Raw genomic sequence first — 26,200 nt, forward strand, 5'->3', positions numbered from 1 at the left:
CGGCGCGGCGGGAACGCGGCCGGCATTTTTTAAGGGCTTGGCCCTGCTGCCGCGCAACCAGCAAATCGCCGTCCTCGGCGGCGTTGCCTTGGCCATAGCGCTTGCCGTGGCCGTAGTGTTGTGGTCCCAGTCTTCCGATTACAGCGTATTGTTCAGCAGCCTGCCGGATAAGGAAGTGGGCGAGGTGATGGATGCGCTGACCAAGCTCAATATCCCCCACAAGGTAGACTCCCGCACCGGCAGCCTGCAGGTTCCGTCCGACCGGCTGCACGAAGTCCGTTTGAAGCTGGCCGCCCAGGGCATGCCCAAGGACGGAACCCAGGGTTTCGAGCTGATGGACCAGGAGCGTGGCTTCGGCACCAGCCAGATGATGGAAACCGCTCGGTATCAGCGCGCCCTGGAAGGGGAAATCGCTCGCTCCATCGCCACCCTGCAGCACGTCAAATCCGCCCGCGTCCACTTGGCGCTGCCCAAGGAAACCGTATTCGTCCGCGAAAAGAAAAAACCCAGCGCCTCGGTAGTCGTGCGCCTGAGTTCCGGTCATGAACTGGCCAAGGATCAGGTGGAGGCCATCGTTTACCTGGTGGCGTCCAGCGTTGCCCAGTTGGAACCGGAACAGGTGACGGTGGTCGATCAAGAAGGCCACCTGCTCAATTCCAAGGAGCGTTCCGGCGAACTGTCGCTCACCGGCAAACAGTTCGACTATAAAAAACAGGTCGAAGAGCACCTGATGGGACGCATCACCAATATTCTCAGCCCGGTGGTGGGCGGGGAGAGCTTGCGTACCCAGGTGAGCGCCGATATCGACTTCAGCGTTACCGAGCGCACGCAAGAAATGTACAATCCGGAAGCCCCCGCGCTGCGCAGCGAGCAGACTTCCGAGGATCAAAACCGCGGCGCCGGCGCCCAGGGCGTGCCGGGCGCTTTGACCAACCAGCCGCCGGCCGCCGGCACCGCGCCGGAGGTGGCGACCGGCCAAGCCGGGCAAGCGGTTACCGAGAAAATCAACTCAAGCCGCAGCGCCACGCGCAATTTCGAGTTGGACCGCACCGTCAGCCACACCAAAGTGGGGTTGGGCGGTTTGCGCCGTGTGAGTGCGGCGGTGGTATTGGATAACCGCAAGGTGCTGCAGGAAGACGGCACGGTGGTCAGCAAGCCTTATTCTGAGGAAGAGTTGGCTCGCTTCACCGATCTGGTGAAGGAGGCGGTCGGTTTCGATGCGACCCGCAACGATCGGGTGACGGTGACCAACGCGGCCTTCCGCGAGGTCATGGAAGAGGCCGAGCCGGCTGTCGACCTGTGGGATCGCCCCTGGTTCTGGCCGTTGGCGCGGCAGGTGCTGGCGGCGTTGGTGTTGCTGGCTATTGTGTTCGGCTTCCTGCGTCCTATGCTCAAGTTGATGGTGAAGGGCGCTCCGGCGGAGACGGTCGAAGTCGGCGCTCTGGAAGAACAGTTGGCGGAGGACCAGCTGACCTTGACGGAGCAAAAAGGCGAGGATTTACAGACCTTGCTGGGGTCGGAAGCGGATTACAAGATGCGCTTGGATTTCGCCAAGAAGATGGTGGAAGAAGATCCCAAGCGAGTGGCTCAATTAATCAAGACATGGTTGGCATCCGATGGCTGAAGAAGGCAGCAAGCTCAATGGCGTAGACCGGTCGGCCATATTGTTGTTGGCTTTGGGGCAGGATTATGCCGCTGAAGTGCTGAAAGTGCTCACGCCGAAGGAAGTGCAGCTGGTCGGCAGCGCCGTCAGCGGCCTGTACAACATTACCCGCGACACGCTGGATGACGTGATGAAAAGCTTCATCATGGGCGTGCGCGGCAACACCTCGCTGGGCATGGATACCGGCGAGTTCGTCAAAGGCGCATTGACCAAGGCGCTGGGCCAGGAAAAGGCCAGCAACGTTATCGATCGCATTCTCAGCGGTGCGGATAGCGCGGGTTTGGATCAGTTGAAGTGGATGGATGCGCGCAGCATCGCCGACCTGATTCGCCTGGAGCATCCGCAGATCATCGCCATCGTCATTTGCTTGTTGGAAGCCGACCAGGCCGCGCTGGTGCTGGCCGCTTTGCCGGAAAAAATGCGCGCGGACATCGTCATGCGCATCGCGACTTTGGAAGGCGTGCAACCCGCCGCCTTGCGGGAGTTGAACAAGATCATGGCCGCCCAGTTGAGCGGCAGCGCTCAGTCCAAGCAGTCGGCGGTGGGCGGCATCGAGGCGGTGGCGAACATCCTCAACTATATGGACGGCACCAACGAGACGGCGATCATGGAGCAGGTCATGGAAATCGACGCCGAAGTGGGCGAGCAGATCCAGGACAAGATGTTCATTTTCGAAGACTTGATCGACGTGGACGATCGCGGCATCCAGACGTTGCTGCGCGAAGTGACCACCGAGAACCTCTTGATGGCCCTCAAGGGAGCGGACGAGGCGCTCAAGGAAAAAGTTTTCCGCAATATGTCGCGGCGCGCGGCGGAAATGCTGCGGGACGACCTCGAAGTGGCGGCCCCTGCCAAGCTCAGCGACGTGGAGGCGGCTCAGAAAGAAATCCTGGCCATCGCCAGACGCATGGCCGATGCCGGGGAAATCAGCTTAGGCGGCGGTGGCGGCGATGTCTATCTCTAGAGCGTTTAGTCCCGAGGAACTGCAAAACGCCACTCTGTGGCAGCTTCCCGATATCGGTTTGTCGCAGCGGCTGGAAGCGCGGGTGGAGGATGATGAAATGGAGCATCCTCCTTCGATTACCGCCGAGGCGGTGGAAGCCATCCAAAAACAGGCCTATGAGGAGGCTGCCGAGCAGGGGCGTCAGGACGGTTATCGCGACGGCCAGCAAAAGGGCTACGAGGAAGGCAGCCAAAAGGGCCACGAAGAGGGTTACCAGAAAGGCTACGAAGAGGGGCGGGCGGCCGGCGAGGCCGAGTTGCAGGCGTTGCAGAAGGAGGCCGGAGAGCGCTTGCAGCAACTGCTGTCCTCCCTGGACCAGCCCTTGGCCGACTTGGACGAGCAGGTGGAGGGGGAGCTGGTATTGTTGGCCATCGCCATTGCCAAGCAGGTGGTGCGCCGGGAGTTGAAAACCGAGCCTGGACAGATCGTTGCGACCATCCGCTCGGCGGTGGGCGCGTTGCCGTCGGCATCCCGCGATATCTCGCTGCTTTTGCATCCGGAGGACGGCGAGTTGGCGAGGTCGGCGCTGTCGTTGGCCGATGGCGGCGCACAATGGAAAATTGTGGACGATCCGCTTATCACGCGCGGCGGTTGCCGCGTCACCAGCGAGTTTTCCGTGGTGGATGCCACGGTGGAAAGCCGTTTGGCGCAAGCCATCGCCAAGGTGCTGGGCGATGACCGGGAGTCTCCCGCGTGAGCGACGCGGCCGCCGCTCCGGTTCATGGGGGGGCGCGCTGGGCGGAGCGATTGCGCGCTTATCGCGAACGGCTAAACGTTCCGCAGCCTTGGCAGGTGGAAGGCCGCCTGGTGCGCATGGTTGGCCTGACGCTGGAGGCGGTCGGCTGCCGCGCCGCCGTGGGGAGCCGTTGTTTGGTGGAAAGTTCCGACGGCAAGCAGATCGAAGCCGAAGTGGTGGGGTTCTCCAACGAACGGCTATTCCTCATGCCCACGGGCGAAATACAGGGCTTGGAGCCCGATTGTCGGGTGATTCCCAGTGGTCGAACCTGCAGCGTGGGGGTCGGTGTGCAGTTGCTGGGACGCGTCATCGACGGCGCGGGCTATCCCTTGGACGGCAAGGGGGGTTTAGGTGTCGAGCAATTCCGCTCCCTCATCGGTACTCCCATCAACCCGTTGGCGCGCGCGCCGATTCGCGCGCCTTTGGATGTAGGTATCCGGGCGATCAACGCTCTCCTGACCATCGGCAAGGGGCAGCGTATCGGCCTGTTCGCCGGCACCGGCGTGGGCAAAAGTATTCTGCTGGGCATGATGACCAAATACACCAAGGCCGATGTGGTGGTGGTGGGGCTCATCGGCGAGCGTGGCCGCGAAGTAAACGAATTCGTGCAAAAAATCCTCGGCGAGGAGGGGCTGCGCCGCGCCGTGGTCGTGGCGACTCCGGCGGACTATCCCCCTCTCATGCGGGTGCACGGCGCCATGGTGGCTACCAGCGTGGCGGAGTATTTCCGCGATCAGGGGCTGGACGTGTTGCTGCTGGTGGATTCTCTCACGCGGTTTGCGCAAGCGCAGCGAGAAATAGCCTTGGCCATCGACGAACCGCCGGCGACCAAGGGTTATCCCCCCTCGGTGTTCGCCAAGCTGCCGGGATTGGTGGAGAGGGCCGGTAATGGCGACCATGGCGAAGGATCGATCACCGCTTTTTATACCGTGTTGACGGAGGGCGACGACACCAACGATCCTGTGGCCGACGCCGCCCGGGGTATTTTGGACGGACATATCGTGTTGTCCCGCGATCTGGCCGAGGCGGGCCATTATCCTGCCATCGACGTGGAGGCCTCCATCAGCCGCGTGATGACCGATATCGCCGATCCGGGGCATTTGGAATTGGCTCGGCAATTGCGGCGCACAAACTCCACTTATCGGCAAAATCGCGATCTGATCAGTATCGGCGCTTATCAACGAGGGTCGGATCCGCGTATTGACGAGGCTATCGCCATGCACCGGCCCATTGCCGACTTTTTGCAACAAGGCATGGACGAGGCCGTCGATTTTAAAACCAGCTTGCAGCAGTTGTCGGCGCTGTTCCCCGGTGCCGCGTGACGGTTGCTCCTTCGTGCGGGAATGTTTCTCGAAGCGGGCCGGATAATTGGCGATGAACCGTTCCCGGCGCTTGGCGCCGATTCTCGAGTTGGCGGAAAAGAAGGAGCGGGAGGCCGCCCAGCTTTTCGCCCAGCAATTAAAAAAAGTTCAAGCCGCCAGTCAGGGCGCGGATAGCTTGCGAGGATTTCTCGACAACTATCACGCCCGTTACCAAAGTGCCGGCGAGGAAGGGTTCACCGTCAAGCAATTGATGGAGTACCGAGCCTTCCTGGCCAAGATCAACAACGCCATTGAAGAGCAGGCCTCATCCTTGCGGCAAGCCGAGGAAATGCTCGAGGTTTGCCGTCGTGCGTGGGATCAGGCGCGTCAGCACCTGGAAGGCGTCGCCAAGCTCGTGCAGCAGGCCAATCGCGAGGAACAGGCGTTGGCGTCCAAGCAGGAGCAGGCGGAGTCCGACGAGCGCTCGGCGCGCAAGGCGGCGCGCAAGACTTCGTTTGCGGATTGATTCACATATTGGCATCGCAATTGCAAACCCTGGTTTGGGATGCATAACGTTGGAGTGCGAGCCATGGGGCTAGAAAACATCAATTTCAGTGCCGGTATTCCGCTGACGCAGAATGCGGAGGGAGCGGGGGCCGCCACGGGCGATGCGCAGAGCAACCCCTTGCTGTTTCTTCAGCAGTTGTTGGCCCAGCTGCAAAATTTGACCGGCGGTCAGCAGGAGGCATTGCCGACGGATTTGCAGGCCATGTTGAAAAACGCTCCCGCGGGCGACAAGCCCGAAGGAGGGGGCGCGATGGATGCGTTGAAGGCCGCACTGGCCGCTTTGCAGTCCGGCAAAGGGACGAATCCCCCGGAGGGCGGCAAGAATTTGCCGGTTGACGGGGCTGCCGTCGGTACGGAATTGCCGGAAGGGGTCGCGGTGTTGCTGAATGGGGCGCAGGGCTGTGGCGCGCGGGAGTGCGCGGCCGAAAACGCTTCGACGGACGGCCCATCGGCGGCGGCGCCGGGCAAGCAGGATCAAGCTGCGCCCGCAGTGGTGGATGGGCAGGCGTCGATACCTATGCCCGTCGTAATGGTCGTTCCGCCACCGCCGCCGCAACCGTTATCTCCGCCACCGGCAGCGACGGGAGGTGGCGCAGAGCATGCCGATGCAGCGGCCTTGGCTTTGCAAGGCGCCGTCATTCGAGGCGCGGCGCAACAAGCGCATACGCCCCAGTCCGGCGTTTTGATGGAGTCCCTGGAGGCTTCCGCGGCGAAACGGGCGCCTGGGCCGGTGGGTCCCGAGGCGTTGGCGGATATGACGCGCGACACCGAGGTTCTGGTGGGGGGGCGAGGAGAGGCCTTCGCCAATACGTTGGCTTCCGTGGCGGCGGGAGGAGGCATCAACCTGCCTAGCCCGCCCGATTTCAGGGGCTCCGCTCCTGTCGCGCCGCCGCCGGTTGCGACGCCCGTCGGGGAGCAGGGATGGCACCAGGAGTTCGGCGATCGCATCGTTTGGATGACGGGTAAGTCGATGGATTCCGCGTCGATCCACTTGAATCCGCCGCACCTGGGGCCGGTGGAAGTGCGTATCACCATGAATCACGACCAGCAGGCCAGCATTCAATTCGTTTCCGAACACGCCGCGGTGCGCGAGGCGATCGAAGCGGCGGTTCCGCGCTTGCGGGAAATGATGGGCGGCCAGCAGGTCAACCTGGCGGACGTCAATGTCTCCAATCAGCCGTCGCAGCAACAATCCGCCCAGCGGGACGAAAGCCGCTCGCAAAATCCGCAACAGCCGTCTTTTTCCCTATCGCGGCAAGACGGAGATTCGGATGACGCCGCGCTTGTCGATCCGCAACGGGTGGTTCGTACCAGCAGCGGAGTGCTGAGTCTGTACGCCTAATCCCATACCGGCATCGGCGATGAGGCCGGGGGCGATTTGCTCCCGGCCTTTCGTTTTATTTGCGGATTTGCTTAAACCTATGTTTAAACGTTAGAATTCCCGACTTCCTTCAACTCCTTGTCTTACCGAGGCATCGGGAGACTGACAAAAACCGAAAGGAGCAATCATGCGACATTACGAAATCGTCTTTCTGGTCCATCCGGATCAGAGCGCCCAGGTACCGGCCATGGTGGATCGTTACCGCACCATCATCGAGGGCGCTTCGGGCCGTATTCACCGCCTGGAAGACTGGGGCCGCCGCCAGTTGGCTTATCCCATCAACAAAATGCACAAAGCGCATTATGTGTTGATGAACATCGAGTGCGATCAGAAAACCTTGGAAGAGCTTGAAAGCGGCTTCCGTTTCAACGACGCCATCTTGCGCAACCTGACCGTTCGCCGCGAAGAAGCGATCACCGAGCCGTCGCCGCTGGCTCGGGGCGAATACTCCGGCGCTTCCGAAGCGGCCGACGCCGAATCGGCAGCGGAAAGCAGCGAAGCGAGCGAGCCGGCAGCAGCCGAGCAATCCGCCTAACCGTCAAGTTCACGAGGTATAGCACAATGGCGCGTCAGTTCAGAAAGAAGAAATATTGCCGTTTCACCGCCGAAGGCGTGAAAGAAATCGATTACAAAGACATCGAAATGCTGAGGGAGTTTGTCAGCGAAACCGGGAAAATCGTGCCCAGCCGCATCACCGGCACCAGCGCACGTTATCAGCGCCAGTTGGCAACGGCCATTAAGCGCGCGCGCTTCTTGTCCCTGTTGGCCTTCTGCGATTCGCACAGGAAATAGAGCCGCGCTCACGTTCGGTTGTGCGGCGGGCGTGTTCGCAAGATGCGCTTTCTAGCGTCCTACGTATTAACGGGTAGGGTACAGGCCATCGGTGCCGTTTCGGCGCTGCTTGGCCTGTCGCTGGTTTTGCCGCCGGTCGGTTTGCTGAGCAGTGCGGCCGTCGCGCTGGTCACCCTCAGGTTGGGGGGGGCGGAAGGCGCTACAGTCATCGGCATTTCGGCGTTGCTGTCCGCGTTGTTGGGCGGATTTTTCGTCGGCAGTCCGGCGAGTTTCGCTTCATACGGCGCCGTTTTGTGGGTTCCCGCTTGGATCGTGGCCTACGTTTTGCGCGAACGGGTGGATCTGGCGCTGGCTTTGGAAGCGGGCGTGGTCGTGGCCGCCGCCGGGGTTGTCGGTGTGTATGTTTTTACCGATACGCCGTCCGACCTTTGGCGCGGCAGCCTGGAACTCATGTTGCGGCCATTGCTGGACAACCCGCCTCCGGGGTTTTCAGTGGAGCAGCTGCGCGAGCGGCTGGATTGGCTGGCGGGTTACATGACCGGCGTTGTCGCTGCGGGAAGCCTGTTGGGCGTCACCGCGTCGCTGTTTTTGGCGCGTTGGTGGCAGGCCCAATTGTTCAACCCCGGCGGATTCGGCCAAGAATATCTGGCGTTGCGAGGGCATAGCCCTTTGGCGCTCGGGACGATCGCCCTACTGGTTGCCGCGTTGGCCGCACAAGGCCTGGCGGCGGAAGTCGCCGGTAATCTGTTGGCGGTGGCGCTGGGCTTTTACGTCGTGGCTGGCGTGGCTGTTCTGCACAGCCTCTGTGCCGGGTTGGCGGCAAAGCGATTCTTGCTGGTCGTTTTGTATGGCGCCTTGCTGGTGGTGCCGCATGTACTGGCACCGGTGGCGTTGGCGGGGCTCGCGGACGTATGGCTCGATTTGCGCCGCTGGGGCCGGTCGGCCGGGGCTTAGGCCGGGCTTAGCATTTAATCATTTTTTTGTAAGTATTCGAGAAAGGTTGAGGTATAGCGATGGACGTCATTCTTCTGGAAAAAGTTGGCAAATTGGGTAATTTGGGCGACAAGGTGGCGGTGCGGGCCGGTTACGGCAGAAACTACCTGATTCCCCAGGGCAAGGCGGTGCCGGCGACGGCGACCAAGATTGCCGAATTCGAAGCACGTCGAGCGGAACTGGAAAAGGCTGCGGCCGAAGCGTTGGCCGCCGCTCAGGCGCGCGCCGAGGAAATCGGCAAATTGAGCCTGACCATCACCAGCAAGGCTGGCGACGAAGGCAAGCTGTTCGGCTCCGTGGGCACCCGCGATATCGCCGACGCGGCTAAGGCGCAGGGCATCGAGTTGGACAAGCAGCATATCCGTCTGCCCGGCGGCCCGATTCGTCAGGTCGGCGACTATCAGATCGAAGTGCACCTGCACGGCGACGTAGTGGCCAGCTTGGCTGTCAAGGTGGCGGCGGAATAACTCCGCGTTTCTCAACCCCTCACGGCGGAGGCGGCCATGATTGTGGTAACCGGCGGTGCCGGCTTTATCGGCAGCAATCTGGTGAAGGCGCTCAACGAGCGCGGCCGCCGTGACGTGTTGGTGGTGGATAACCTCAAGGATGGGAGAAAGTTCCGCAACTTAGTCGACTGCGATATCGCCGACTACGTGGACAAGGAAGTTTTCGCCGCCGGCCTGAGGCAGGGCGATTTTCGCCATCCCGGCATCCAGGCCGTGTTCCATCAGGGCGCCTGTTCCGCGACAACGGAGTGGGACGGGCGCTACATGATGGCGAACAACTACGAATACTCCAAGCAGCTGTTGCACTTCTGCGCGGAACACGACATTCCCTTCATCTACGCCTCCAGCGCCTCCGTCTACGGCGGCGGACGGGTGTTCGGCGAGCAGCGCGCCAACGAGGCCCCGCTCAACGTCTACGGTTATTCAAAACTACAGTTCGACCAATACGTCCGGTTGCACCGGCCGTCCCTGCGCAACCAGGTGGTGGGCTTGCGCTACTTCAACGTTTACGGGCCGCGCGAATCGCATAAGGGTTCCATGGCCAGTGTGGCGTTCCATATGCGCAATCAGTTGGCGGAAAGCGGCAAGGTAAGGTTGTTCCAGGGGTGCGACGGATATGGCGACGGCGAGCAGCGGCGCGATTTCGTCTACGTGGACGATGTGGTCGCGGTGAACCTGTGGTTTTTGGATAACCCGACGGCCAACGGCATCTTCAACGTGGGGACCGGCCGCAGCCAGCCCTTCAACGACGTGGCCCGCGCCGTTGTCGCCTACCATGGCCGGGGAGAGATCGAGTACATCCCGTTTCCCGAGCATCTGAAAGGTTGCTACCAAAGCTTCACCGAGGCCGACCTCGAGGCGCTGCGCGCCGCCGGTTGCGATGTGGCATTTAAAACCGTGGAGGAGGGCGTGGCTCTCTACATGGACTGGCTAGCGCGGAATGCCTGAGCGGCGGTGTTAGCGTGCGCTTGATCTATACGGCGCTGTTTTACCTCGCGACGCCGCTGTTAATCCTTCGCCTTTGGCTGAAGGGCCGCGCCAATCCCGCCTATCGCCAGCGCTGGCGCGAACGTTTCGCCTTGCAGGATTTCTCTTCGGCGGTCCAAGGCTGCGTTTGGCTGCACGCCGTCTCGGTGGGGGAGGCGGAAGCCGCGGCGCCTTTGGTGCAGGCGTGGCGCGTCAGCCATCCGGACCTGCCGATATTGGTGACCACCACCACCCCCACGGGTTCGGCGCGCGTGGCGGCCTTGTTCGGCGACGGCGTGCAGCACGTTTATCTGCCTTACGATTTGCCGGATGCGCTGGGGCGCTTCCTCGGCGGTTACCGCCCGCGTTTGGCGGTTTTCATGGAAACCGAAATTTGGCCCAATTTGTTCGCGGCTTGCGCGGCGCATCAGGTTCCGCTGGCGATCGTCAACGCGCGCTTGTCGGAGCGTTCGTGCCGTGGCTATTCCCGGATAAGGAATGTTATGGCGCGCACCATGGGCGCGGTGGCGGCGGTGGCGGCGCAGACGGCGGAAGACGCGGCCCGTTTCGCCAGCCTGGGCGTGCCGGAGCACCGTCTGCATGTCCTTGGCAATCTCAAATTCGACCGTGCATCGCCGCCGGGGTTGGCGGATCAAGGGCGGGCCTTGCGGGCTGAGCTGCTGGGCGATCGGCCGGTTTGGATCGCCGCCAGCACCCATGAAGGCGAAGAAGAACAGGTGTTGGCCGCCCATGAGCGACTGTTGGCGGAGTTCCCGGACGCGCTGTTGGTGCTGGCCCCCAGGCATCCGGAGCGGTGCGTTAAGGTAAAAGCGCTGCTGGCGGGGCGCGGCCACGATTATGTCAGCCGCAGCGAGGCCAGGGCGTGCGACCCCGGTTGCCGGGTGTTCCTGTTGGACACCTTGGGGGAGCTGAATTTGTTCTACGCGACGGCCGACGTGGCTTTTGTCGGCGGCAGCCTGGCGCCCACGGGCGGCCATAATGTGTTGGAACCGGCTACGCTGGGCGTGCCGGTATTGTTCGGCCCGCATATGTTCAATTTCAAGGACATCGCCGGCCGGCTGTTGCAGGCGCGTGGCGCCATCCAGGTGGAAGATGGTTCCCAGTTGGCCGAGCGGGTCGGCCAGTTGTTGCGGGATGCGTCTGCGCGGGCCGCTCTGGGCGAGACGGCGCGGTCGTTCGTGGCGCAAAATCGCGGCGCGTTGGCGCGCCATATCACATTGCTGGAACGATGGCTTGTGTGAACGCCAAACGACTTTCGTTGATTTGGCCTCTGTAAGCCGTTACTATTTTTTGTTATTTTCAAACCGAGGGCATTAACAATGCGGCGTCCGATTGTAGTTGGTAACTGGAAAATGAACGGTACGCGTGACAGCGTCCGCGCTCTGCTGGGGGCCTTGAAGGCCGGTCTGAATGCACAGACGCCCTGCGATGTCGCCGTATGCCCCTCGTTCATCTTCCTGCCGGAAGCGGCCGATCTGCTGGCCGGCAGCACCATCCAGCTGGGTTCCCAGAACGTCGCCAATAAGGCCGAAGGCGCCTACACCGGCGAGGTATCGCCTGCCATGCTGCGCGAGTTCGGCTGCGGATACGCTATCGTCGGCCACTCCGAGCGCCGAGTGGTTTACGGCGAAACCGACGAATTGGTGGCCGCCCGCTACGAACAAGCCATCGCCGGCGGCGTGACGCCGATTCTGTGCGTGGGCGAAACGCTGGAACAGCGCGAAAACGACGAAACCTACGCCGTGCTGGACACCCAGCTGGATGCCGTTATCAACCGTTGCGGCGTCGCCAGTTTGGCGAAGGCCATCATCGCTTACGAACCGGTTTGGGCTATCGGCACCGGCCGTACCGCCACCGGCGAGCAGGCTCAGGATGCCCACGCCTATATTCGTGCCCGCATCGCCAAGCAGGACGCCAATGTGGCGGCCGGGGTGCGTATCCTGTACGGCGGCAGCGTCAAAGCGGACAATGCCGTTGAATTGTTCGGTAAACCGGATATCGACGGTGGATTGATCGGCGGCGCTTCCTTGGACGCAAACTCTTTTATTTCCATCTGCAACGCGGCAGGGTAACTCCATGTATCAGGTAATCACCATTATTCACGTGTTGATCGCCATGGCCATTGTCGGCCTGGTGCTCATCCAGAAAGGCAAAGGCGCCGAAGCCGGCGCGGGCGGCTTCGGCGGCGGTTCGGCGGCTTCGGTTTTCGGCGCGCGGGGCTCTGCGTCCTTCCTGAGCCGCACCACGTCGTTGCTGGCGGTAATCTTCTTTTCCACGAGTCTGCTGCTTGCCTATCTTGGCTCCAGACAGGATAATAAGCAGGATATCATGGACGCTCCCGCCGCGGTGCAGGGCGGTGATCTTCCCCAAGTGAAGCAGGATTTGCCGGAACCGGCCAAGCCGGCGACCGGGAAGTAACCCCGCTTCAGGCGAAGCGCTGGAGTTATTCCAAACTGAGCATATTCGCCGATGTGGTGAAATTGGTAGACACGCCATCTTGAGGGGGTGGTGACGCAAGTCGTGTCGGTTCAAATCCGACCATCGGCACCAATTACGCTTCCGATTTTCGCAGGAAGCTAAAAAAGCCCGCAACGTCCCAGACGCTGCGGGCTTTTTGCTGTCGGCGGCCTTTCGCTATTTGGCCAATTGGCTGTCGTGCACCGCGCGCTGGCTTAGCTCGTGGGCCTGCATGGCGGCTTTGCCGGCTTCGATGGCGTGCTGGCTGGTGGGGGAGTGTTCCGCCTGGCGGTGGTGTTCCGCAGCGGCTCGGTGCAACTTGGCGGCTTCTTCGTGCAGTTTGGCGGCCTCTTCGTTGGCGCGGGCGGCGGCTTCGTGCCCGTGGGCGGTGATTTCTTCCCGCGCGGCAGCGTTTTGCAGTTGGGCGGACAGTGCCGCCGGTGTCCAAACCAGTGCGGCGGCGATGGCGGCGATTTTGACGACTTGCTGTGTCATGGCTGTTTCTCCTCGGTGGTGAGCTTGGGATCGGCGTTGCGTGATGAGTGTCGTTGCCGTGAGGGCAGGGCCGGTGAATCGCACCCTTCGCGGTTCCAGCGGCCTGAACGTTTCCGTGACGACCCGATGGCGTCGATGCGGTTCACTATGGCTTGCCCCATCCTGTGGTCAAATCGTTTTCGCCAGCGTTTCCGCGCAACCGATATAACCGCCCGGCGTCAGTTCCAATAATCTTGCCTTGGCTTCCGCCGGTATCTCCAGCTTTTCGATGAATTCCCGCATGGCCGCCGCGTCGATTTTGTTGCCGCGGGTCAGGTCCTTCAGCTTTTCGTAGGGCTTTTCGATGCCGTAGCGGCGCATGACGGTTTGGATGGGTTCGGCCAGCACTTCCCAGTTGGCGTCCAGGTCGGCCGCCAAGCGAGCCGGGTCGGCTTGCAGCTTGCTCATGCCCTTTAAAGTAGAGTCCAGGGCGATGACGGTGTGGGCGAAGCCGACGCCCATGTTGCGCAGCACGGTGGAATCGGTGAGGTCGCGCTGCCAGCGGCTGATGGGCAGCTTTTCCGCCAGGTGGCCGAATAGGGCGTTGGCGATGCCCAGATTGCCTTCGGAGTTTTCAAAATCAATGGGATTGACCTTGTGGGGCATGGTGGAGGAGCCCACCTCGCCGGCCACGGTGCGCTGCTTGAAGAAGCCCAGGGAGATATAGCCCCACACGTCGCGGTCGAAGTCGATGAGGATGGTGTTGAAGCGGCTTACCGCCTGGAACAGTTCGGCCATGTAGTCGTGGGGTTCGATCTGGATGGTGTAGGGGTTCCAGCTGAGCCCTAAGCCTTCCACGAAGCGGCGCGAGAAGGCCGGCCAGTCCACTTCCGGGTAGGCGACGATGTGGGCGTTGTAGTTGCCGGTGGCGCCGTTGATTTTGCCGAGGAATTCCACGGCGGCGATTTGCTGTCTTTGCCGCTCCAGGCGGTGGGCGACGTTGGCCATTTCCTTGCCCAAGGTGCTGGGCGTGGCCGGCTGGCCGTGGGTGCGGGACAGCATGGGCAGGGCGGCGTGCTCATGGGCCAGGGCTTTGACGCCGGCGATGAGTTTGTCCACCAGCGGCAGCAGCACGGCGTTGCGGCCTTCTTGCAGCATGAGGGCGTGGGACAGGTTGTTGATGTCCTCGGAGGTGCAGGCGAAGTGGAAGAATTCACTGACCTTGGCGATTTCGGCGTTGCCGGCGGTTTTTTCCTTGAGGAAATACTCCACCGCTTTCACGTCGTGGTTGGTGGTTTTCTCGATGGCCTTGATGCGTTCGGCATCGGCCTCGGAAAACCCGGCGGCGATCTGGTCCAGCAGGGAGTGGGCGTCGGCGCTTAGGGCCGGCACTTCGGCGATGGCCGGCTCCGCCGCCAGGGCTTGCAGCCAGCGCACTTCCACCAGCACGCGGAAGCGCATGAGGCCGAATTCGCTGAAGATAGGGCGCAGGGCGTCCACTTTGCCGGCGTAGCGGCCGTCGATGGGGGAGAGGGCGGTGAGTGGGTTCATGGGGTGTTGCTCGTCAGTTGAAATCGATTAATCCGCTGAGCGGTCTTCGTCTTAGCCTTTCAGGCCGAATCGGTGGCCAATTCGATGATGCCGCCACCCAGGCATTCCTCGCCTTGGTAGAACACCACCGATTGTCCCGGCGTGATGGCGCGTTGGGGCTGGTCGAACAGCACGCGGCAGCGGCCGCCCTCCAGCAATTCCACGGCGCAGTCCTGGTCGGGCTGGCGGTAGCGGGTTTTTGCGGCGCAGCGCAGGGATTGTAAGGGCGGGGCGCGGCCGGCGCACCAGTCCAGCTGGCCGGCTTCCAGTGTGTTGTGGAACAGGACGGGGTGGTCGTGGCCCTGGCCGACGATGAGCACGTTGCGCTCCAGGTCTTTTTTCAGCGCGTACCAGGGCTCGGGCGAGGCGCCGCGCCGTCCGCCGATGTTCAGCCCTTGGCGTTGCCCCAGGGTGTAGTACATCAGGCCTTCGTGGCGGCCGATTACTTCGCCTTCGGGCGTTTCCATGTCGCCCGGCTGGGCAGGCAGGTAGCGCTGCAGGAATTCGCGGAAGCGGCGCTCGCCGATGAAGCAAATGCCGGTGGAGTCCTTCTTCTTGGCGTTGACGAAGCCGGCTTTGATGGCCAGGTCGCGTACTTCGCTTTTTTCCAAGTGGCCGATGGGGAACAGGGTGCGGCTCAAGGCTTCCTGGCCCAGGGTGTAGAGGAAATAGGTCTGGTCCTTGCCGGGGTCCAGGCCTTTCAGCATGTGGAAGCCGTGGTCGTCCTTGGCGACGCGGGCGTAGTGGCCTGTGGCGATCCGCTCGCCGCCCAGGTCCATGGCGTAGTCCAGGAAGGCGCGGAACTTGATGTATTTGTTGCAGAGGATGTCCGGGTTGGGCGTGCGGCCGGCGGCGTATTCCGCCAGGAAGATTTCGAACACGTGGTCCCAGTATTCGGCGGCGAAATTGACGGTTTTCAGTTCGATGCCGAGTCGGTCGCACACCGCCTGGGCGTCGGCGTGGTCTTGCGGTGCGGTGCACAGGCCGGTGTGGTCGTCTTCCTCCCAGTTCTTCATGAACAGGCCGGTGACTTCATAGCCTTGTTCAAGCAGCAGCAGGGCGGTTACCGAAGAATCCACGCCGCCGGACATGCCGACGATGATTTTGCCGGGCATGGGGGTTAAAACCCGCCGTAGGCTTTGATCAGTTCCAGGGGATAGCGCCCGCCGGCCAAGTAGTCGTGCACGCATTGCAGCACCAGGGGGCTGCGCAGCTGCGGGCCGCGCGCCGCCAGTTCGTCCGGCGTCAGCCACAGGGCGTGGACGATGCCGTCGTCCAAGGGGCGGGCGGGGTCGTGCTCCAGGGCTTTGCCGCCGAAAGCCAGGCGCAAATAGCTGTGGGTTTTCGACGGGTGTTCCCACAGGTAGACGCCCAGCAAAAACTCCGGGCGGAAGGTCCAGCCGGTTTCTTCTAGGGCTTCGCGCATGACGGCGGACAGGATGTCTTCGCCCGGCTCCAGGTGGCCGGCGGGCTGGTTGATGACCAGGCGGCCGGCGGAATCGTGCTCCTCCACCACCAGGAAACGGCCGTCTCGTTCGGCGACGGCGGCTACGGTGACGGCGGGCCGTTTGGCAAGCGTTTGATTCATGTCGAGTTAGGGCTGGATGGGGGAATATTGGCGCGTATGGGCCGCACAAAATGCGACAATATGTTAGCAGGATCGCGCCCGATACGCGCGGCGGCGGGCGAGCCCCTCGTCTTTTCGGGGGTTCCTTATCTCCACTCTGACTGTTATTGGGAGCGTTTGCATGCCTTACAACCTGAGTAATTTCAGCATGCCGGTCAAGCTGCTGTTCACCGGTTATCTGTTGGCGGTCGCCATGGGCTACGGTATGGCGTTGGTGCAGATACTGTTCACTCACGGCATGGCGGACGGCAAGGCGGGCCTGTCCCTGGAAGACATCGTGTACAGCTATTACGGCAACCGTTCCGGTTCGGTGCTGGAAAGCAAGATGAACGGTTCCATGAAGGCCAATGCGCCGGACGCGGAACGTTTCCAGATAGTGCAATGGGTGCGTGACGGGGCGTCGAAAAAAGAATACGAGGCGACCATCAAGCCCATCGTCGAGCAGCGCTGTGTGGCGTGCCACAACGCCGACGCCGGCGGAGCCATCCCCGATTTCACCAAGTTCGAGGAAATCGCCAAGCGCGCCGAATCGGATCAGGGGGCCACTTTTGCTTCCCTGACCCGGGTGTCGCACATCCATTTGTTCGGCATCTCGTTTATCTTCATGTTCGTCGGCATCATCTTCGCCTTTTCCACCGGCGTGCCGCTGAAGCCGAAGTGCGCCGCCATCGTCATGCCTTACATCTTCCTTTTGCTGGACATCACCTCCTGGTGGTTGACCAAGCTCAACCCCCATTTCGCCCTGTTGGTGGTAATCGGCGGCGCCGGTTTGGGCATGGCTTTCGTCTTCATGTGGATCGTATCCCTCTACGAAATGTGGGTGTTGCCGCGGAAGGTCGGCATGGACCGGCGCCACAGCCTGCACCGCTCTTGAGCGCCGTGTTGCGTCTGCGGACGATGGTGGATGGTGCTATATTGAGCGCTAGTGCTAACCGGGAAATTCCCAAGGTGTTTTGGTAATGTCGGCGGACGGTAAAGACGATAGGGACGGTGGCCTGGCGGTCGATGAGGCCAAGCCGAAGCTGAAGCGGCCACCGCTGTTCAAAGTGGTTTTGTTGAACGACGATTTCACTCCCATGGATTTCGTCGTCGAAGTGCTCAAGTCGTTTTTCGGCATGGGCGACGAACAAGCCACTCAGGTGATGTTGCACGTGCATACCCGCGGCGTCGGCGTGTGCGGCGTGTTTACCAGGGACGTGGCAGAGACCAAAGTTCGCTTGGTTAACACGTATTCGCGCGAGCATCAGCATCCGTTGCTGTGCGCGATGGAAGAGGCCTAAGCCGTGAGCGTAAGACTATGTTGAGCAAAGAGCTGGAGCATTCCCTGAATTCGGCGTTTCGCAACGCCTACATGCACAAGCACGAGTTCGTCACCGTGGAGCATTTGCTGCTCGCCATGCTGGACGATCCCACCGGTTCCGGTATCCTGCGCGCCTGCGGCGTCAACTTGGAGCGCTTGCGCAAGGAGTTGGACGATTTCATCGCCGACACCATGCCCACCATTCCGGCCGGGGTGACGCGGGAAACGCAGCCCACTTTGGGCTTCCAGCGCGTTTTGCAGCGAGCCGTGTTCAACGTGCAGGCTTCCGGCAAGAAGGAAGTGACCGGCGCCAATATCCTGGTGGCGATTTTCGGCGAGCAGGATTCCCACGCGGTCTATTTGCTCGGCCAGGAGGACGTCACCCGCCTGGATGTGGTCAACTACATTTCCCACGGCATTTCCAAGACCCGGGACGAGGCCGAGAGCGGCGGAGCGTCTCCCCGCAGCCAGCCGGGTTCCGAATGGGAAGCGGGAGAAGGCGGCGCGGCGGAAAATCCGCTGTCCAAATACGCCACCAATCTCAACGAAGAAGCCAGCCAGGGACGCATCGATCCGCTCATCGGCCGCCAGGAGGAAGTGGAGCGCACCATCCAGATATTGTGCCGGCGGCGCAAGAACAATCCTTTGCTGGTGGGCGACGCCGGCGTGGGGAAAACGGCCATCGCCGAAGGCTTGGCGAAGAAAATCGTCGAAGGCGAAGTGCCGGAGGTGCTGCTCAGCGCGGTGATTTACGCGCTGGATTTGGGCAGCCTGGTGGCCGGCACCAAATACCGCGGCGATTTCGAGAAGCGCCTCAAGGCTTTGCTGGCGCAACTGAAGAAAGAGCCCAACTCCATCCTCTTCATCGACGAAATCCACACCATCATCGGTGCCGGTTCCGCTTCCGGCGGCGTCATGGATGCTTCCAACCTCATCAAGCCGGTGTTGGCTTCCGGCGACCTGCGCTGCATCGGTTCCACCACTTACCAGGAATATCGCGGCATTTTCGAGAAGGATCGGGCGCTGGCGCGCCGTTTCCAGAAAGTGGACGTGAACGAGCCCAGCATCGACGACACGTTCCAGATACTGAAGGGGCTCAAATCCCGTTTCGAAGCCCACCACCACGTTAAGTACACGGTGGCGGCCCTGCGCAGTGCGGCGGAATTGTCCGGCCGCTACATCAACGACCGCCATTTGCCGGACAAGGCCATCGACGTGATCGACGAAGCGGGCGCCAGCCAGCACCTGCTGCCGGCGTCCAAACGCCGCAAGGTGATCGGCGCGGCCGATATCGAACAGGTGGTGGCCAAGATCGCCCGCATTCCGCCCAAGAGCGTGTCGTCCAACGACAAGGACAAGCTGCGCGACCTGGAGCGCAATTTGAAAATGCTGGTGTTCGGGCAGGACGAGGCGATCGGCGCTTTGGCCTCGGCCATCAAACTGGCCCGCGCCGGCCTGCGGGAAGGCGACAAGCCCATCGGCTGTTTCCTGTTCGCCGGCCCCACCGGCGTCGGCAAGACCGAGGTGACGCGCCAACTGGCCAAGGTGATGGGCATCGACCTAATCCGCTTCGACATGTCCGAATACATGGAGCGCCACACCGTGTCGCGCCTGATCGGCGCGCCGCCGGGCTATGTGGGCTTCGACCAGGGCGGCTTGCTCACGGAGGAGATCAACAAGCGTCCCCACGCGGTGTTGTTGCTGGACGAAATCGAAAAAGCCCACGGCGACGTGTTCAACCTGTTGCTGCAGGTGATGGACCACGGCACGCTAACCGACAACAACGGCCGCAAGGCGGATTTCCGCAACGTCATCCTGGTGATGACCACCAACGCCGGTGCCGGCGAGGGTAACCGGGCCTCCATCGGCTTCACGCGCCAGGACCACGCCACGGACAGCATGAAAGCCATCGAGAAGCTGTTCTCGCCGGAATTCCGCAACCGCTTGGATTCGGTCATCCAATTCAAGCCGCTGGACTTCGAGGTGATCGGCCAAGTGGTGGACAAGTTCATGTTCGAACTGGAAACCCAGCTGGCGGAACGGGGCGTATTCCTGGTACTGGAGCCGGAGGCGCGCGCTTGGCTGGCCGAGCGCGGCTACGATCCGCAAATGGGCGCGCGGCCCATGGCGCGGGTCATTCAGGAAAACATCAAAAAGCCTCTGGCCGAAGAACTGCTGTTCGGGCGCTTGGCCGGCGGCGGGCGGCTGCGGATATACGTGGACGACGACGCGCTGGCGTTTGCGATCGAAGCCAGCCAAGAGCGCGCCGTTCCGGCGTAGCGGGGCAGAGTTACTTGAGGCGGAAAGTGATGCGGCCTTTGGTGAGGTCGTAAGGCGTCATTTCGACCTTGACGCGGTCCCCGTTGAGGATGCGGATATAGTTTTTGCGCATTTTGCCGGAAATGTGGGCCGTAATGACGTGGCCGTTGTCCAGTTCGACGCGGAAAGTGGTGTTGGGAAGGGCTTCGACAATCTTGCCCTCCATTTCGATGACGTCTTCTTTCGCCATAAAGCGGTGTGGTTCCACAGGGTTAAAACTCCCCGTACTATACCACAGTGCGCGTAAATTCCGCCTGCGTCGCTGCGCCGCCCTGCCGCTGGGAGGGGTTCACGGCCAGCCAGCGTCCGTTTCGATAGATTTCAAACGGCCTGTAGCGGCTTTTGTAAGCCATTTTTCTGCATTCCTCGATCCAATATCCCAGGTACAGATAGTCCAGCCCCAAGGCGTGGGCCTGGGCGATTTGCCACAACACGGCGTAAGCGCCGAGGCCGCGCCGCTCCAGCTCGGGTTCGTAGAAGGTGTAGACGGCGGACAAGCCGTCCGTCAATAAATCCACCACGGCGACCGCCGCCAGGCGGCCCTGGTCGCGGAATTCTACGAAATAGGTATCGCACCAGTCGTTGGCGAGAAATTCGATGTAACTTTCCGGGGTGGTGTCGGCCATTTGGCCGTCCGGGTGGCGCCAGCCGAGATAACGCCGGTAGAGCCTGTAGTGTTCCTGGTTGAATTCCGCCGGCAGCGGCGTTGCGCTTAAATCCGCGTTGTCCTTGACGCAGCGCCGTTGCGCGCGGTTCGGCCGAAAAGCCGCCACCGGCACTCGTAGCGCGATGCAGGCGGAACAGCCATGGCAGTGGGGGCGGTAGACCAGATCGCCGGAACGGCGGAAGCCGTGTTTCACCAGTTGGCTGTATAAGTTGCCGTCCATGGGGCGCTCCGGCGTGGCGACCAGCGAGCGGGCCCGCCGTTCCGGCAAATAGGAGCAGTCGTGCTCAGCGGAGAGCAGCAGCGGCAGGCCGGTCATGTTCTTGCCAGGCGTCGGGGGCCGGGAGTTCGTCGCAGTGGCTTTCCAGCAGCCAGGCGAAACGGCTGCGGGGTATGGATTCGGCTCCCAGGCTTTCCAAGTGCGGCGTATGTGCTTGGCAGTCCACCAGGGCGTAGTTCCAGTCGCGCAACCGGCCCATCAAATACAAAAAGGCGGCTTTGGAGGCGTTGCTGACGCGGTGGAACATGGATTCGCCGAAAAACACTCGGCCGATGGCGACTCCATAGAGTCCGCCCACCAGCCGGCCGTCTTCCCAAGCTTCGGCGGAATGGGCGAGGCCGAGCCGGTGCAACTCGTTATAGGCGCTTTGCATTTCGGGGGTGATCCAGGTGCCGGCCGCGTCAGCTCGGCAACTCGGGTCCGCGCAGGCTTCGACGACTTCGCCGAAAGCCCGGTTCCAGCTTAATTCGAATCGGCCGCGCCGCAGCACTTTAGCCATGCTGCGGGAAATCACGGCTTTTTCCGGAAACAACACCGTGCGCGGATCGGGCGACCACCACAGGATGGGCTGGCCTGCGCTGTACCAGGGGAAAATGCCTTGGCGATAAGCGCGCTGCAAGCGCTCCGGCGACAGGTCGCCGCCCATGGCCAGCAGGCCGTCCGGTTCCGTTAAAGCCCGATCCAGCGGGGGAAAGGCTTCGCCGACGCGGCCGGCGTGCAGTACGGTGAGCATGGCCGCGACGAATCAAAGCCGGGCGGCGGCTTAAGCCAGTTGATCCAGATAGCGTTCCGCGTCGAGGGCGGCCATGCAGCCCGCGCCGGCCGACGTGATGGCTTGGCGGTAGACCGAGTCGGCCACATCGCCGGCGGCGAACACGCCCGGCACGCTGGTGGCGGTGGCGTTGCCATCGCCGCTGCCGGCGCCTTTGACGGTCAAGTAGCCGTTGCGCATGTCCAGTTGGCCGTCGAAGATGCCGGTGTTGGGGCTGTGGCCGATGGCGATGAACACGCCGTCCAGGGTGAGGTCCTTGCTTTTGCCGTCCTGCACGTTCTTGATGCGAATGCCGGTGACGCCGCTGTTGTCGCCCAGCACCTCTTCCAGGGTGTGGTTCCATTCGATGGTGACGTTGCCGCCGGCGGCTTTGGCTTTCAGCTTGTCCGCCAGGATTTTCTCGGAGCGGAAGGCGTCGCGACGGTGCACCACGGTGACGTGGGAGGCGATGTTCGACAGGTACAGCGCTTCTTCCACCGCTGTGTTGCCGCCGCCGATGACCGCCACCGGCTTGTTGCGGTAGAAGAAGCCGTCGCAAGTGGCGCAGGCGGACACGCCGCGGCCCTGGAAGGCCTCTTCCGACGGCAGGCCCAGGTACTTGGCCGAGGCGCCGGTGGCGATGATGAGGGCGTCGCAGGTGTAGACGCCGGCGTCGCCGGTCAGGGTGAACGGCTTTTTCGACAGCTCCGCCGTGTGGATGTGGTCGAAAACGATTTCCGTGTTGAAGCGCTGCGCGTGGCGCAGCATGCGCTCCATCAGTTCCGGGCCTTGCACGCCGTCCGCATCGCCGGGCCAGTTGTCCACCTCCGTGGTGGTGGTCAGCTGTCCGCCTTGTTGGATGCCGGTGACTATGACCGGATTCAAATTGGCCCGTGCGGCATACACGGCGGCGGTGTATCCGGCTGGGCCGGAACCTAGGATGAGAAGTCGGCAATGCTTGGTTTGGCTCATTCAGCGCCTCCGGCGGGCTATGGATGGGTCGGGAAGGGCGCTAGTATGGCGATGACACGGGTTTTCGTAAAGTGTATGCTAGGTCTTCGCGCAATTACTCGAAAAGTTAATGAGATAGCGCGCTTTTTTCGAATTATTCTTAGGTTTTTGTGCAGTTGGACAACGACAACATCATCGAGACGCCGACTCCGTCGGTGTGGAACCGGGGACTGCGCGAATTGGCATTTCTCGGCTATGGCGCCTTGGCGGTCTTTTTGCTGATTGCCTTGATCAGTTACGACTTGGCCGACGGCGGCTGGTCCCACAGCGGCGGCGACGAGCCCATCCGCAACACGGCCGGGGCGGTGGGCGCCTGGATGGCGGATTTGTGTTTGTATCTGTTCGGCATCGCGTCCTATTTGCTGCCGCTGGCGGTGGCCAGCCGTGGCTATCGCGCTTATCGCGGCCTGTCGGCCCCGGTCCTGGCCGCGCCTTGGCTGAAGTGGCTGCGCTATGGTGCGGCCCTGGCGACCTTGGTGGTGGCCGCCGCCATGGTGCAGATCCTTTGGCCCCACGCCGGCTTGTCCCTGCCCGGCGACAGCGGCGGCGTTCTCGGCATGGGACTGGCTTCCTGGCTATTGGGCAGCTTCGGCTCCCACGGGGCCAAGCTCTTGCTCTGGGCGGCTTTTCTCGGCGGGTTGACCCTGGCCGGCGGCATTTCCTGGATCGCCGTCGTGGACTGGGCCGGCCAGACGGCGGTCAACGGCTTCATGCGCTTGTTCGGCCGCTTGCGCCGGCCGCGTCGCGCGGAATACGGCGGCGAGGAAGCGGAGGATCCCCCCTACGCCCCACCGGCCCCGGTCAAGCGCAAAGCTCCCGCCCCGCGGCGCGAGCCGCCGCCTGCGCCTGCCCCGGCTCCGGCTTTCAACCAAACGGTGGTGGACGACGAGCTTCCTGAACCCGCCTTGCAGCGCAGCGCTCCGCCCGCCAAGCTGAAGCCGGTGGATTTCTCCAAGGTCGGCAAGGGCGAGTTGCCCAGCCTGACTCTGCTCAGCGACAGCAAGGGCAAAGTCAAGGTCAAGGCCTACAGCGAAGCCGACCTGGAGCACATGGCGCGGCAGCTGGAAACCATCCTGGCCGATTTCGGCGTCAGCGTGGAAGTGATCGAAATCCACCCCGGCCCGGTCATCACCCGCTTCGAAATCCAGCCCGCCGCCGGCATCAAGGTGAGCCGCATTTCCGGCCTGGCCAAGGACCTGGCCCGCGCGTTATTGGTGCCCAGCGTCCGCATCGTGGAGATCATCCCCGGCAAGAGCTACGTGGGCATCGAGATCCCCAACCAGGAGCGGGAGATCGTGCTGATGCGCGACGTGCTGGGCTCCTCGGAATACGCCAACCTGGATACGCCCCTGACCCTGGTGCTGGGCAAAGACATCAGCGGCCGTCCGTCCGTCGCCAATCTGGCGAAAATGCCCCACCTGCTGGTGGCCGGCACCACCGGTTCCGGCAAGTCGGTGGCGGTCAACGTGATGATCTTGAGCCTGCTGTACAAGGCCACGCCGGAACAGGTGCGGCTCATCATGATCGACCCCAAGATGCTGGAGCTGTCGGTTTACGAGGAAATTCCCCACCTACTCACGCCGGTGGTCACCGACATGAAGGAAGCCGCCAACGCCTTGCGCTGGTGCGTGGCGGAAATGGAACGGCGCTACAAGCTCATGTCCAAGCTGGGCGTGCGCAACATCATCGGCTACAACGAGAAAGTCCAGGAGGCCATCGCCAACGGCGCGCCGATTCGCGACCCCTTGATTCCGCCCGGCTACGTGCTGGACGAGGGTATGGATTATCCCACCCTGGCGCCTCTGCCCTACATCGTCATCGTCATCGACGAATTCGCCGACATGATGATGATCGTCGGCAAGAAGGTGGAAGAACTCATCGCCCGTTTGGCGCAAAAAGCCCGCGCCGCCGGCGTGCACCTGATCCTCGCCACCCAGCGTCCGTCGGTGGACGTCATCACCGGCCTGATCAAGGCCAACATCCCCACCCGCGTGGCGTTCCAGGTGTCGTCGAAAATCGACTCGCGCACCATCATCGACCAGGGCGGCGCCGAAGCCCTGCTGGGCAACGGCGACATGCTCTATCTGCCGCCCGGCAGCGGCCTGCCCATGCGCGTGCACGGCGCTTTCGTCTCCGACGCGGAAGTGCACCGGGTGGTGGAGTTCCTCAAGCAGACGGGACCGGCCGACTACCTGGAGGACATCGTCAACTTCTCCGTGGAAGGCAGCGAAAACGGCGGCGGAGGAGGCGGCGGCACCTATACCGGCGAGGACGGCAACGGCGAGGGCGACGCCCTTTACGACGAGGCGGTGCGCTTCGTGACGGAAACGCGCAAGGCCTCCATCTCCAGCGTGCAGCGCAAGCTGCAAATCGGCTACAACCGCGCCGCCCGCATGATCGAGCAGATGGAAATGGCCGGCATCGTCGGCCCCGCCGAACGCAACGGCAACCGCACGGTCCTGGCCCCGCCGCCACCGCCGGCCTATTGATAGCCGCCCTTGTCCGGGGAGGGACGTTGTCGAACATCCCGGACGGCATCCGGGCTACACTCTGAGGCAAGCGCGGCTCAATCCGCGCTTCCTTGTTAGAATAGCCGCCCAGCCATTCGCCAAAGCCCCTCACCATGCGCGTTTTTCTGACTCTCGCTCTGTTGTTGACCGCCGCCATCGCCGGCGCCGCCGAATCCCCGGTGGATCGCCTCATGCGCTCCATCGACAGCAGTAAAACCCTGCAAGCGGATTTCACCCAGGTTTCCGTGGACGAACTGGGCAGCCCGCGCCACAAAGCCACCGGCGTGTTCTATTTGCAAAAGCCCGGCAAATTCCGTTGGGACTACGCCAAGCCATACAAACAGCAGGTGATCACCAGCAACGGCAAGGTGTGGTTTTACGATGTGGACCTGGAGCAGGTCACGGTGAAACGCATGGACAAGGCCATCGGCTCCACCCCGGCGCTGCTGCTCACCGGCCAGGTGTCCCTCAAGGACAATTTCACCCTGGAACAGCAGGGCGAGGACGAAGGCATCACCTGGGTCAAGCTGCTGCCCAAAGGCGAGGAAAGCACCTTCAAATACGTCACCATCGGCCTGCAAGGCGACGTGCTCAGCGGCATGGAACTGGCGGACAACTTCGGCCAGCTCACCCGCATCTATTTCAGCAACGTCAAATCCGGCGGCAAGCTGGACCCGGCCCTGTTCGAATTCACCGCGCCGAAGGGGGTGGATGTGTTCGAGGATCAGTAAGCAACTCGCAGTAGGAGAGACGCTTATGTATGCCAGCGTTAAAGATTTGGGCATCGATCGGCTCAGCGTTGCCGAACGCATCCTGTTGGTGGAGGAGATTTGGGACAGCATTGCCGCGGAATCGGCGGCGATGCCCATACCCGAGGCGCATAAGGAGGAGCTGGACCGCAGGCTGGCGGCTTATCAAGACAATCCCCAGACCGGCTCCAGTTGGGAGGACGTCAAGGCGCGGTTGCAAAACGCGCCGTGATTAACCGCTTGATTATCCGCCCGGAGGCGGAGGCTGACTTGGCCGATGCGCAGGCGTGGTATGAGGCGCAACGGAAGGGTTTGGCGGCGGAGTTCTTGTTGAGTGTGGAAGAGGCTCTGGAGCGTATTGGACGCATACCTTCCATGTATTCGGCGACGTACCGCGACATTCGACGGGTATTGCTGCGTCGTTTTCCTTATGTCATCTACTACCGTATCGTGCGGGACGATGTTGTCATCGTTGCCGTACTTCATACCGCACGCAATCCCCGCTTGTGGAAGTCCCGAACGCCAAAGGGCTGACGGCG

Annotated in this window: 29 protein-coding genes and 1 tRNA gene; 22 read left to right on the forward strand and 8 right to left on the reverse strand. The window is 62.2% G+C overall.

Going from position 1 to position 26,200, the window contains the following annotated elements:
* Positions 1–37 precede the first annotated feature (37 nt).
* The 15 genes from fliF (at position 38) to K5607_RS04370 (ending at position 12,479) form a co-directional block, all read left to right on the forward strand.
* Positions 38–1,624 carry a flagellar basal-body MS-ring/collar protein FliF gene (gene fliF / locus K5607_RS04300; protein ID WP_246598949.1) on the forward strand — a complete coding sequence of 529 codons (1,587 nt, stop codon included), beginning with the start codon at positions 38–40 and terminating at the stop codon, positions 1,622–1,624.
* Entirely contained in the window at positions 1,617–2,627 is a 1,011-nt protein-coding gene (gene fliG / locus K5607_RS04305) for a flagellar motor switch protein FliG (RefSeq protein WP_054772615.1), read from the forward strand. The genes fliF and fliG overlap by 8 nt, the downstream gene beginning before the upstream one ends.
* A complete protein-coding gene (locus K5607_RS04310; RefSeq protein WP_082411310.1) occupies positions 2,614–3,363 on the forward strand; it encodes a flagellar assembly protein FliH in 750 nt (249 codons plus the stop codon). The genes fliG and K5607_RS04310 overlap by 14 nt, the downstream gene beginning before the upstream one ends.
* Complete coding sequence (gene fliI / locus K5607_RS04315; protein WP_425515788.1) at positions 3,360–4,724, forward strand: flagellar protein export ATPase FliI; 1,365 nt, start codon at positions 3,360–3,362, stop codon at positions 4,722–4,724. The genes K5607_RS04310 and fliI overlap by 4 nt, the downstream gene beginning before the upstream one ends.
* A 52-nt stretch (positions 4,725–4,776) precedes the next feature.
* Positions 4,777–5,229 (forward strand): flagellar export protein FliJ, encoded by a 453-nt coding sequence (fliJ, locus tag K5607_RS04320; RefSeq protein ID WP_054772617.1) that lies wholly within the window; start codon positions 4,777–4,779, stop codon positions 5,227–5,229.
* Positions 5,230–5,292: 63 nt separating this feature from the next.
* Positions 5,293–6,612 (forward strand): flagellar hook-length control protein FliK, encoded by a 1,320-nt coding sequence (locus K5607_RS04325; RefSeq protein ID WP_221048314.1) that lies wholly within the window; start codon positions 5,293–5,295, stop codon positions 6,610–6,612.
* 166 nt (positions 6,613–6,778) lie between these two features.
* On the forward strand, positions 6,779–7,186 hold the full coding sequence (gene rpsF, locus K5607_RS04330; protein ID WP_054772620.1) for a 30S ribosomal protein S6: 408 nt from the start codon (positions 6,779–6,781) through the stop codon (positions 7,184–7,186).
* A 26-nt stretch (positions 7,187–7,212) separates the two neighbouring features.
* Positions 7,213–7,443: a 30S ribosomal protein S18 gene (gene rpsR / locus K5607_RS04335; RefSeq protein ID WP_054772621.1), complete on the forward strand. Its 231-nt coding sequence runs from the start codon at positions 7,213–7,215 to the stop codon at positions 7,441–7,443.
* 42 nt (positions 7,444–7,485) lie between these two features.
* Entirely contained in the window at positions 7,486–8,397 is a 912-nt protein-coding gene (locus K5607_RS04340) for a hypothetical protein (protein ID WP_221048315.1), read from the forward strand.
* 59 nt (positions 8,398–8,456) lie between these two features.
* A complete protein-coding gene (gene rplI, locus K5607_RS04345; RefSeq protein WP_054772623.1) occupies positions 8,457–8,903 on the forward strand; it encodes a 50S ribosomal protein L9 in 447 nt (148 codons plus the stop codon).
* Positions 8,904–8,939: 36 nt separating this feature from the next.
* Positions 8,940–9,890 (forward strand): ADP-glyceromanno-heptose 6-epimerase, encoded by a 951-nt coding sequence (gene rfaD / locus K5607_RS04350; RefSeq protein WP_054772624.1) that lies wholly within the window; start codon positions 8,940–8,942, stop codon positions 9,888–9,890.
* A 14-nt stretch (positions 9,891–9,904) separates the two neighbouring features.
* Positions 9,905–11,170, forward strand: a complete 1,266-nt coding sequence (waaA, locus tag K5607_RS04355) for a lipid IV(A) 3-deoxy-D-manno-octulosonic acid transferase (protein WP_221048316.1) — start codon at positions 9,905–9,907, stop codon at positions 11,168–11,170.
* Between the two features lie 78 nt (positions 11,171–11,248).
* On the forward strand, positions 11,249–12,001 hold the full coding sequence (tpiA, locus tag K5607_RS04360) for a triose-phosphate isomerase (RefSeq protein ID WP_054772625.1): 753 nt from the start codon (positions 11,249–11,251) through the stop codon (positions 11,999–12,001).
* A gap of 4 nt (positions 12,002–12,005) precedes the next feature.
* Positions 12,006–12,347 (forward strand): preprotein translocase subunit SecG, encoded by a 342-nt coding sequence (gene secG / locus K5607_RS04365; protein WP_054772626.1) that lies wholly within the window; start codon positions 12,006–12,008, stop codon positions 12,345–12,347.
* Between the two features lie 47 nt (positions 12,348–12,394).
* Positions 12,395–12,479 (forward strand) — tRNA-Leu (locus K5607_RS04370).
* 84 nt (positions 12,480–12,563) lie between these two features.
* On the opposite strand, the gene K5607_RS04375 is transcribed toward K5607_RS04370, so the two are convergent.
* From K5607_RS04375 to K5607_RS04390, 4 genes are all read right to left on the reverse strand, one after another.
* Positions 12,564–12,881: a hypothetical protein gene (locus tag K5607_RS04375; protein WP_054772627.1), complete on the reverse strand. Its 318-nt coding sequence runs from the start codon at positions 12,879–12,881 to the stop codon at positions 12,564–12,566.
* A 168-nt stretch (positions 12,882–13,049) separates the two neighbouring features.
* Positions 13,050–14,411 carry an adenylosuccinate lyase gene (purB, locus tag K5607_RS04380; RefSeq protein WP_221048317.1) on the reverse strand — a complete coding sequence of 454 codons (1,362 nt, stop codon included), beginning with the start codon at positions 14,409–14,411 and terminating at the stop codon, positions 13,050–13,052.
* Between the two features lie 59 nt (positions 14,412–14,470).
* The gene (mnmA, locus tag K5607_RS04385) at positions 14,471–15,565 is read right to left on the reverse strand and encodes a tRNA 2-thiouridine(34) synthase MnmA (RefSeq protein WP_221048318.1); all 1,095 of its coding nucleotides are present in this window, start codon (positions 15,563–15,565) and stop codon (positions 14,471–14,473) included.
* A 5-nt stretch (positions 15,566–15,570) separates the two neighbouring features.
* Complete coding sequence (locus K5607_RS04390; RefSeq protein ID WP_221048319.1) at positions 15,571–16,038, reverse strand: NUDIX hydrolase; 468 nt, start codon at positions 16,036–16,038, stop codon at positions 15,571–15,573.
* 160 nt (positions 16,039–16,198) lie between these two features.
* Here K5607_RS04390 and K5607_RS04395 point away from each other — a divergent pair, with 160 nt between their 5' ends.
* From K5607_RS04395 to clpA, 3 genes are all read left to right on the forward strand, one after another.
* A complete protein-coding gene (locus K5607_RS04395) occupies positions 16,199–16,951 on the forward strand; it encodes an elongation factor-1 alpha (RefSeq protein ID WP_221048320.1) in 753 nt (250 codons plus the stop codon).
* A gap of 85 nt (positions 16,952–17,036) precedes the next feature.
* Entirely contained in the window at positions 17,037–17,357 is a 321-nt protein-coding gene (gene clpS / locus K5607_RS04400) for an ATP-dependent Clp protease adapter ClpS (protein WP_054772628.1), read from the forward strand.
* A 17-nt stretch (positions 17,358–17,374) separates the two neighbouring features.
* The gene (gene clpA, locus K5607_RS04405) at positions 17,375–19,657 is read left to right on the forward strand and encodes an ATP-dependent Clp protease ATP-binding subunit ClpA (protein ID WP_221048321.1); all 2,283 of its coding nucleotides are present in this window, start codon (positions 17,375–17,377) and stop codon (positions 19,655–19,657) included.
* Positions 19,658–19,667: 10 nt separating this feature from the next.
* On the opposite strand, the gene infA is transcribed toward clpA, so the two are convergent.
* The 4 genes from infA to trxB are packed head-to-tail and all read right to left on the reverse strand — an operon-like array spanning position 19,668 to position 22,363.
* Positions 19,668–19,886 carry a translation initiation factor IF-1 gene (gene infA / locus K5607_RS04410; protein ID WP_054772629.1) on the reverse strand — a complete coding sequence of 73 codons (219 nt, stop codon included), beginning with the start codon at positions 19,884–19,886 and terminating at the stop codon, positions 19,668–19,670.
* Positions 19,887–19,923: 37 nt separating this feature from the next.
* The gene (locus tag K5607_RS04415) at positions 19,924–20,679 is read right to left on the reverse strand and encodes an arginyltransferase (protein ID WP_054772630.1); all 756 of its coding nucleotides are present in this window, start codon (positions 20,677–20,679) and stop codon (positions 19,924–19,926) included.
* A complete protein-coding gene (aat, locus tag K5607_RS04420; RefSeq protein ID WP_054772631.1) occupies positions 20,648–21,373 on the reverse strand; it encodes a leucyl/phenylalanyl-tRNA--protein transferase in 726 nt (241 codons plus the stop codon). The genes K5607_RS04415 and aat overlap by 32 nt, the downstream gene beginning before the upstream one ends.
* Before the next feature lie 30 nt (positions 21,374–21,403).
* The gene (gene trxB / locus K5607_RS04425; protein ID WP_221048322.1) at positions 21,404–22,363 is read right to left on the reverse strand and encodes a thioredoxin-disulfide reductase; all 960 of its coding nucleotides are present in this window, start codon (positions 22,361–22,363) and stop codon (positions 21,404–21,406) included.
* A 149-nt stretch (positions 22,364–22,512) separates the two neighbouring features.
* On the opposite strand from trxB, the gene K5607_RS04430 reads away from it, so the two are divergent.
* The 4 genes from K5607_RS04430 (at position 22,513) to K5607_RS04445 (ending at position 26,195) form a co-directional block, all read left to right on the forward strand.
* Entirely contained in the window at positions 22,513–24,891 is a 2,379-nt protein-coding gene (locus K5607_RS04430; protein ID WP_246598950.1) for a DNA translocase FtsK, read from the forward strand.
* 134 nt (positions 24,892–25,025) lie between these two features.
* Positions 25,026–25,643: an outer membrane lipoprotein periplasmic chaperone LolA gene (gene lolA, locus K5607_RS04435; RefSeq protein ID WP_054773805.1), complete on the forward strand. Its 618-nt coding sequence runs from the start codon at positions 25,026–25,028 to the stop codon at positions 25,641–25,643.
* Positions 25,644–25,668: 25 nt separating this feature from the next.
* A complete protein-coding gene (locus K5607_RS04440) occupies positions 25,669–25,893 on the forward strand; it encodes an addiction module protein (RefSeq protein ID WP_054773804.1) in 225 nt (74 codons plus the stop codon).
* A complete protein-coding gene (locus K5607_RS04445; RefSeq protein ID WP_054773803.1) occupies positions 25,890–26,195 on the forward strand; it encodes a type II toxin-antitoxin system RelE/ParE family toxin in 306 nt (101 codons plus the stop codon). The genes K5607_RS04440 and K5607_RS04445 overlap by 4 nt, the downstream gene beginning before the upstream one ends.
* Positions 26,196–26,200: the final 5 nt, after the last annotated feature.

This window comes from Methylogaea oryzae (assembly GCF_019669985.1).
Lineage (GTDB): Bacteria > Pseudomonadota > Gammaproteobacteria > Methylococcales > Methylococcaceae > Methylogaea > Methylogaea oryzae.

What these genes read in the sequence shown, in the direction of transcription:
- aat (WP_054772631.1), bottom strand. Translation starts at nt 21,373, where the DNA reads ATGCTCACCGTACTGCACGCCGGCCGCGTCGGCGAAGCCTTTCCCCCG.
- clpS (WP_054772628.1), top strand. Translation starts at nt 17,037, where the DNA reads ATGTCGGCGGACGGTAAAGACGATAGGGACGGTGGCCTGGCGGTCGAT.
- K5607_RS04395 (WP_221048320.1), top strand. Translation starts at nt 16,199, where the DNA reads ATGCCTTACAACCTGAGTAATTTCAGCATGCCGGTCAAGCTGCTGTTC.
- K5607_RS04340 (WP_221048315.1), top strand. Translation starts at nt 7,486, where the DNA reads ATGCGCTTTCTAGCGTCCTACGTATTAACGGGTAGGGTACAGGCCATC.
- trxB (WP_221048322.1), bottom strand. Translation starts at nt 22,363, where the DNA reads ATGAGCCAAACCAAGCATTGCCGACTTCTCATCCTAGGTTCCGGCCCA.
- fliJ (WP_054772617.1), top strand. Translation starts at nt 4,777, where the DNA reads ATGAACCGTTCCCGGCGCTTGGCGCCGATTCTCGAGTTGGCGGAAAAG.
- rplI (WP_054772623.1), top strand. Translation starts at nt 8,457, where the DNA reads ATGGACGTCATTCTTCTGGAAAAAGTTGGCAAATTGGGTAATTTGGGC.
- K5607_RS04415 (WP_054772630.1), bottom strand. Translation starts at nt 20,679, where the DNA reads ATGACCGGCCTGCCGCTGCTGCTCTCCGCTGAGCACGACTGCTCCTAT.
- mnmA (WP_221048318.1), bottom strand. Translation starts at nt 15,565, where the DNA reads ATGCCCGGCAAAATCATCGTCGGCATGTCCGGCGGCGTGGATTCTTCG.
- clpA (WP_221048321.1), top strand. Translation starts at nt 17,375, where the DNA reads ATGTTGAGCAAAGAGCTGGAGCATTCCCTGAATTCGGCGTTTCGCAAC.
- K5607_RS04375 (WP_054772627.1), bottom strand. Translation starts at nt 12,881, where the DNA reads ATGACACAGCAAGTCGTCAAAATCGCCGCCATCGCCGCCGCACTGGTT.
- rfaD (WP_054772624.1), top strand. Translation starts at nt 8,940, where the DNA reads ATGATTGTGGTAACCGGCGGTGCCGGCTTTATCGGCAGCAATCTGGTG.
- fliG (WP_054772615.1), top strand. Translation starts at nt 1,617, where the DNA reads ATGGCTGAAGAAGGCAGCAAGCTCAATGGCGTAGACCGGTCGGCCATA.
- K5607_RS04325 (WP_221048314.1), top strand. Translation starts at nt 5,293, where the DNA reads ATGGGGCTAGAAAACATCAATTTCAGTGCCGGTATTCCGCTGACGCAG.
- rpsF (WP_054772620.1), top strand. Translation starts at nt 6,779, where the DNA reads ATGCGACATTACGAAATCGTCTTTCTGGTCCATCCGGATCAGAGCGCC.
- lolA (WP_054773805.1), top strand. Translation starts at nt 25,026, where the DNA reads ATGCGCGTTTTTCTGACTCTCGCTCTGTTGTTGACCGCCGCCATCGCC.
- purB (WP_221048317.1), bottom strand. Translation starts at nt 14,411, where the DNA reads ATGAACCCACTCACCGCCCTCTCCCCCATCGACGGCCGCTACGCCGGC.
- K5607_RS04390 (WP_221048319.1), bottom strand. Translation starts at nt 16,038, where the DNA reads ATGAATCAAACGCTTGCCAAACGGCCCGCCGTCACCGTAGCCGCCGTC.
- K5607_RS04440 (WP_054773804.1), top strand. Translation starts at nt 25,669, where the DNA reads ATGTATGCCAGCGTTAAAGATTTGGGCATCGATCGGCTCAGCGTTGCC.
- tpiA (WP_054772625.1), top strand. Translation starts at nt 11,249, where the DNA reads ATGCGGCGTCCGATTGTAGTTGGTAACTGGAAAATGAACGGTACGCGT.
- K5607_RS04310 (WP_082411310.1), top strand. Translation starts at nt 2,614, where the DNA reads ATGTCTATCTCTAGAGCGTTTAGTCCCGAGGAACTGCAAAACGCCACT.
- infA (WP_054772629.1), bottom strand. Translation starts at nt 19,886, where the DNA reads ATGGCGAAAGAAGACGTCATCGAAATGGAGGGCAAGATTGTCGAAGCC.
- secG (WP_054772626.1), top strand. Translation starts at nt 12,006, where the DNA reads ATGTATCAGGTAATCACCATTATTCACGTGTTGATCGCCATGGCCATT.
- rpsR (WP_054772621.1), top strand. Translation starts at nt 7,213, where the DNA reads ATGGCGCGTCAGTTCAGAAAGAAGAAATATTGCCGTTTCACCGCCGAA.